Genomic DNA, 4,723 nt, shown 5'->3' on the forward strand with positions numbered 1-4,723 from the left:
CGATGGGCGAGGGCCTGGAGAACGTCGAGGGCTACCAGCGCCCGGACCACTTCGCACCCGAGGCCTGGACCGCCCCGACCGCATCCCTCCCCGACATCGGCGAGGCGTCCTTCGGCCCGCCCCCGCTGGCTCCGGAAACCGTGCACGGACCCGACGACCGCGTCCAGATCACCAACACCAGCGTGTATCCCTGGCGGGTGCACTGCTATCTGCTGATCACCGCCCGCGACAACGCCCTCTACCAGGGCACCGGCTGGCTGCTTGGACCGCACACCCTCGCCACGGCGGGGCACTGCGTCTACATCAAGGGCAGCGGCGTGGCGGGCCGGGACGGCTGGGTGAAGAGCATTCAGGTGATGCCGGGCCGCAACGGCGCCTCCCTGCCCTACGGCAGCATCACCTGCACGAGCTTCCGCTCCGTGACCGGCTGGACGACCAGTGGCGACGAGAACTTCGACTACGGCGCCATCATCACGCCCAACAACATCGGCTCCACCACCGGCTGGTTCGGCTTCGGCGTCTGGTCGGACTCGGACCTGCTCAAGACCACCGGTAACATTTCCGGCTATCCGGGCGACAAGCCGTCCGGGACACAGTGGTACGCGGCACGCGGCATCGACTCGGTCGCCGCGCGCAAGGTGTACTACGACATCGACACCGCCGGCGGGCAGAGCGGCAGCTCCGTCTACCGCATCGACAGTACGGGCCGCTACGGCTTCGGCATCCACGCCTACGGCGGATCGCGGGTGAACTCGGGAACCCGGTTCACCACCCCGGTCTACAACAACTACGTGGCGTGGAAGGCGTGAGCGCACCCCGATGAGCGGCAGCAGTTCCGCGGTGGAGATCGCCGGCGTGGTCCGCGACGCCTCGGGCACCCCGGTGCCGGGCGCCCACGTCCTGTTCAGCGACGGGCCCCGGCCGCTGCCGGACATCGCTGCCATGACGGACGCCGAGGGGCGGTTCTCCCTCAGCGCTCCCACGGCGGGCGTGTACACGCTCACCTGCCGGGCGGACCCTCTCTCGGGCCCGCCCGGCACGGCCGAGGCCACCGTCCGCGTCGAACCGCAGACGGAGGGCGCCCTGCCGGCGCGGATGCCGGTCGATCTGACGCTCGACTGAGCGGCGTGTTTGGCGCGAAACGGCAGCGGTGGACATGCGTGGCGCGCCGGTCCTGTCTAGCGTCACGTGCATGAGCACTGTCGCGCAGCGTTTCGAGATCCTGCTGGTGCCCGAGTTCTCCGGCACCGGCGAGAGTACGACCGATGGCCGCGGCGCCCTGCGCTCGGCCGTCGTGGTGGCCACGGGCGAGACCGGAGCCTCCGGGTTCCCCCGGTACACCGGCGACGGAATGGAGGCCGACATCGACCCCGCGACCCGCACCGTCGAGGCACTCCTGGTCGACGGGTCCGAACTCGACTACGGCCTCTCGGCGCGGGTCGCGGACCTCTGAGGCTTCCGGCGCTTCTGCGCCGGAAGCCTTTCAGCGCACCAGCTCCGCGGACGGCAGGTCGAGCCGGGTCAGGTGTGCGGGAGTGAGCGCGCGCAGGAAGTCCGGCGCGTCGAACGCCGATCCGGCCGCGTGTACGCCCGGCGCGCCGGAGCGCCCGTCGAGGATGCGCTCCAGTGCCTCCACGACCAGCGGCGCCGTCACCGCGTAGATGTCGCGTCCGCCCGCGACCGCGCGGCGGGTCTCCTCGCCGCGGCGGACGACCGCCTCGACGACGAAGGTCTGCGCGGAACGCCCGCCTTCGTCGGCGGCGACGGGCTCCGGGGTGTCCCCGTCGCGGATGTCCCGCAGCGGCGCGAGGTTCATCACCGCACGCACCTCGGGAGTGCGCACGTGGCGCGGCAGGGTGACCTGGTCGGCCGTCGCGAACTCGGAGGCGTCCCCGGTGCCGAACGGCTCGGGGAAGTCCCAGGCGAAGACCTCCTGCGAGTAGCCGAAGGGGCGCAGCCTGCCCCCGGAGTGGACGAGGTGCTGCCCGGCGTTGCTCTCCCCGGTCAGGCGGGTGCCGCGGGTCGGGTGCCAGCTGTCCAGGGCGTACGCGAGAGTGATCTCGTCCGCGTCCGGCCAGTCCCCCAGGGCGGCGGTGGCCAGCAGGTCGCCGAGGCCGCCGTAGAACGCCAGGGACGGTGCGACGACGACGCCCGCCTCCCGGGCGCGCTCGTCGTAGGAGTCGAACAGCCTTGTGGTGACGCCCTGTTCGGCGGCCACGTCCAGATACGGGATGCCGGCGCGCAGCGCGGCCTCGGCGACGGGAAGGGTCGTCGTGAGGAACGGCCCGGCGCAGTTGACGACCGCCACCGCACCGTCCAGGGCCCGGTCGAGGGACGCCGCGTCCTCGGTGGACGCCACCCGCACCGGCGCGCCGGGGGCCAGGCCGTGCAGTGCGTCGAGCTTCCCCCGGTCCCGGCCCACGAGCACCGGCGCCGCACCGCGGCGCAGCAGTTCCGCCACGACGAAGCGGCCGGTGTGGCCGTACGCGCCTACGACGGCGACCACCGGCGCGCCGGACCAGGCACCGGCAGCCGAAACGGCAGGCGTGCGGCGGGTGTTGGGGGTGCTGCTCATCGTTGACTCCCGTTGTCCGAGAGGGCGGTGTGCCCTGCTCACACCATGTTCCGCGCCCGGCGGGCACCCCACCAGTGGCGGGAATGACGTAGCGCGTACAGTTTCGGACATGCGGACCGTGGCGATGGCACTTCCCGAGGGCAGCATGCTTTTCGAGGCCGCGGCGGCCTTCGAGGTGTTCGGCTCGGACCACTCCGACCTGGCGGGGTCCTGGTACTCCTTCAGCGTGTGCGGGGCGCGGGGAACCCGGGTCGGGGAGTGGCTGCGCGCCGATCCGGCCCTCGGCTTCGACGCCGTCGCCGCCGCGCAGACGGTGATCGTCCCCGCCTGGCGCGACATCGGCGAGAAGCCGCAGGACGAGTTGGTCGACGCCCTGCGCGCCGCCCATGCGGCGGGCGCCCGGATCGTCTCGCTGTGCACCGGCGCCTTCGTGCTTGCCGCGGCAGGACTCCTCGACGGCCGCCGGGCCACGACGCACTGGGCGCACGCGGACAGGCTGGCCGCGCTCCACCCCAGGGTGACGGTCGACGCCGGGGTGCTCTTCACCGACGAGGGCAGCGTGCTCACCTCGGCGGGCAAGGCCGCGGGCATGGACCTGTGCCTGCACATCGTCCGCGCCGACCACGGGGCGACGGTGGCCAACGCGCTGGCCCGGCGGCTCGTGACGCCCCCTCACCGGGACGGCGGCCAGGCCCAGTTCATCCCGGCACCGGTGGCGCACGGGCGCGACCATCCGCTGGCCGATCTGCTGCCCTGGGTGCTCGCCCGCCTCGACCAGCCGCTCACGGTGGAGGACCTGGCCCGGCAGGCGGGCATGAGCAGCCGCAATCTGGCCCGGCACTTCCATGCCGTGACCGGAACGGCTCCGCTGCGCTGGCTGCTCAGCCAACGCGTGCGCCACGCACAGGAGTTGCTGGAGTCGGGCGACGAGAGCATCGAGCGGATCGCGGAGCGGACGGGCATGGGCACATCCGCCACGCTCCGGCGCCACTTCACCCGCGTCACGGGCCTGCCGCCCGAGGCCTACCGGCGGACCTTCGGCGCTTCCTGAGCTCCGGCCGGCCCGTCCCGGCGCTCCGCCCCCGCGAACGCCTCCCGTACGACACACCCGACTGATCCCCGGACACCGGGGTACTAGGTCGCCGTGCCAATACAGAATCAGCCGTTCAACCGCTGATCACAGACGCCCCGATCGGCATCCGCGCGTGTGGGTGCCCATCGGCCGGCCACAGCGCCGAACGGACCACGAGACCAAGGGAGGCAGCCATGATCACCGCCGTCATCATCGCCGTGGTCGTCATCGCGGCAGCCGCCGTCCTCTTCGTCGGACTGCGGCGAGCCCGGGGCGGCGGACGCGGCCTGAAGTCCCGCTTCGGGCCCGAGTACGACTACACCGTCGCCCGCCACGACGGCGACGTACGGGCAGCTGAACAGGAACTCCGCGAACGCGTACGACTGCACGGCTCCGTCAAGGCCGAACCCCTGCCGCCCGGCGCGCGCGAGCGCTATGTGGCCCAATGGGCCGGTGTCCAGGAGCAGTTCGTCGAATCACCGCAGCAGGCCGTCACCGAGGCCGACGCTCTTCTCGCGCGCCTGGCCAGGGACCGGGGCTTCCCCGACGGCGAGCGCTTCGAGGAACAGATAGGCGCGCTCTCCGTCCACCACGGCCATGCCGTTCACGGCTACCGCAGCGTGCACACCGCGGTCCGCGGTCAGGGCGGCACCGAGGAAATGCGCACGGCCATGGTCGAGGCCCGGCGGCTCTTCGACGCCCTGGTCGCCGAGCACGCGACCGATTCGACCCGGCAGCACACCAAGCCGGCCACCGCGGCCCGCGGCAACACGACGTGGGCCCTGCCCCGACGGCACGCGAAGGGAAGTGGCACGTCATGACGGACGCCCGGCACCTCACACCGCGCGAGACACCGCTGGAGACACCGCACGAGCCGGCCATCGGCAGCGGAGCCCCGGCACCCGCCCCGGCCGCCGCACCCGCCCCGGCCCCGGCACCCGGTCCGGCCTCGGCCCCGGGTCCGGCGCACGCCAAATCCCCCAGGGGACACGCCCCCCACGCCACCGGCTCCGCGCTGCTCCCGCAGGACGAACGCGACAAGCTGAGCCTGCGTCTCCAGCAGGCCCTGAGCACTG

Annotated in this window: 6 protein-coding genes and 1 pseudogene; 6 read left to right on the forward strand and 1 reads right to left on the reverse strand. The window is 72.9% G+C overall.

The annotated features are described in order from the left end of the window. From ACQKIP_RS40175 to ACQKIP_RS40185, 3 genes are all read left to right on the forward strand, one after another. On the forward strand, window positions 1-809 hold an 809-nt coding region (locus ACQKIP_RS40175), incomplete at its 5' end, for a trypsin-like serine peptidase (protein ID WP_427745304.1). Between the two features lie 10 nt (window positions 810-819). Beyond that, window positions 820-1,122 carry a carboxypeptidase-like regulatory domain-containing protein gene (locus tag ACQKIP_RS40180; RefSeq protein ID WP_365860901.1) on the forward strand — a complete coding sequence of 101 codons (303 nt, stop codon included), beginning with the start codon at window positions 820-822 and terminating at the stop codon, window positions 1,120-1,122. Between the two features lie 70 nt (window positions 1,123-1,192). Next, window positions 1,193-1,453 (forward strand): hypothetical protein, encoded by a 261-nt coding sequence (locus ACQKIP_RS40185; protein ID WP_361184952.1) that lies wholly within the window; start codon window positions 1,193-1,195, stop codon window positions 1,451-1,453. Window positions 1,454-1,483: 30 nt separating this feature from the next. Here the strand turns inward: ACQKIP_RS40185 and ACQKIP_RS40190 are convergent, their stop codons facing one another. After that, entirely contained in the window at window positions 1,484-2,575 is a 1,092-nt protein-coding gene (locus ACQKIP_RS40190) for a saccharopine dehydrogenase family protein (protein ID WP_365860899.1), read from the reverse strand. 109 nt (window positions 2,576-2,684) lie between these two features. On the opposite strand from ACQKIP_RS40190, the gene ACQKIP_RS40195 reads away from it, so the two are divergent. The 3 genes and pseudogenes from ACQKIP_RS40195 to ACQKIP_RS40205 form a co-directional block, all read left to right on the forward strand. After that, window positions 2,685-3,626: a helix-turn-helix domain-containing protein gene (locus ACQKIP_RS40195; RefSeq protein ID WP_365860897.1), complete on the forward strand. Its 942-nt coding sequence runs from the start codon at window positions 2,685-2,687 to the stop codon at window positions 3,624-3,626. A gap of 215 nt (window positions 3,627-3,841) precedes the next feature. After that, window positions 3,842-4,468, forward strand: coding sequence for a hypothetical protein (locus tag ACQKIP_RS40200; RefSeq protein ID WP_365860895.1), 627 nt, complete (start codon window positions 3,842-3,844; stop codon window positions 4,466-4,468). Continuing rightward, a pseudogene (locus ACQKIP_RS40205) lies at window positions 4,465-4,723 on the forward strand (hypothetical protein); the annotation flags it as partial. The gene ACQKIP_RS40200 and the pseudogene ACQKIP_RS40205, both read left to right, overlap by 4 nt.

The organism is Streptomyces sp. NPDC059900 (assembly GCF_050270335.1).
In the GTDB taxonomy this organism is placed as follows: domain Bacteria; phylum Actinomycetota; class Actinomycetes; order Streptomycetales; family Streptomycetaceae; genus Streptomyces.

Excerpts from the sequence above, each read along its gene's own strand:
- ACQKIP_RS40180 (WP_365860901.1), top strand. The coding sequence starts at position 820 with ATGAGCGGCAGCAGTTCCGCGGTGGAGATCGCCGGCGTGGTCCGCGAC.
- ACQKIP_RS40195 (WP_365860897.1), top strand. The coding sequence starts at position 2,685 with ATGCGGACCGTGGCGATGGCACTTCCCGAGGGCAGCATGCTTTTCGAG.
- ACQKIP_RS40185 (WP_361184952.1), top strand. The coding sequence starts at position 1,193 with ATGAGCACTGTCGCGCAGCGTTTCGAGATCCTGCTGGTGCCCGAGTTC.
- ACQKIP_RS40200 (WP_365860895.1), top strand. The coding sequence starts at position 3,842 with ATGATCACCGCCGTCATCATCGCCGTGGTCGTCATCGCGGCAGCCGCC.
- ACQKIP_RS40190 (WP_365860899.1), bottom strand. The coding sequence starts at position 2,575 with ATGAGCAGCACCCCCAACACCCGCCGCACGCCTGCCGTTTCGGCTGCC.